Origin of the sequence: Paraburkholderia ginsengiterrae, assembly GCF_001645125.1 — a bacterium.
GTDB lineage: Bacteria > Pseudomonadota > Gammaproteobacteria > Burkholderiales > Burkholderiaceae > Paraburkholderia > Paraburkholderia ginsengiterrae.
In genome coordinates this window covers 1-576 of sequence record NZ_LXKA01000048.1, presented here as the reverse complement: position 1 = coordinate 576, position 576 = coordinate 1, and the positions used below count along the sequence as shown (strand labels likewise).

Genomic DNA, 576 nt, shown 5'->3' with positions numbered 1-576 from the left:
GTGGATGAGGAGCATCGACTCAACGCAATGGAAGTCGAGATCGATGCCGAGTGCGGCAACATCATCGCGCGGCGCCAGCCGACTGCATCCGACCTGCGTCAGGTGATGGCCATCTCGAAGGGCATTACTAATCTCGAACGTGCCGGCGATGAGGCACGCAAGATCGCGAAGCGCACGCGGCGAATCGCGCAGGACGGTGCAGGCAGGAACATAAACGTCGCCGATATCCAGTCATCCGGACAGATGGCCGCATCGATCCTCCATCACGCGCTCGCCGCATTTGCCCGACTCGATACGGTAGCGGCAGCCGCAATCATGTCCGAGGACGAGGCGATCGATGACCGCTACCGCGCTTTTGTGCGCAAACTACCAGCGTATATGGCCGGGAATCCTCGCGTCATCGCTTCTGCGCTCGACTACCTGTTCATTGCATCGGCCATCGAACGGATCGGGGATCACGCGAAGAATCTGGCCGAGCTCGTCATCTATGTCGTCAAGGGCACGGATGTGCGCCATGTGTCGCGCGAGCGGCTTGAGCGCGAAGCCCTGGATCATTGAGCACCGGACAGCAGCGGC

1 protein-coding gene is annotated in these 576 nt (G+C 60.9%); it reads left to right on the top strand.

Annotated elements, in window-relative coordinates:
- Positions 1–558, top strand: a 558-nt coding sequence (gene phoU, locus A6V37_RS03600) for a phosphate signaling complex protein PhoU (RefSeq protein ID WP_064285779.1), incomplete at its 5' end; no start/stop codon positions are given.
- Positions 559–576 lie beyond the last annotated feature (18 nt).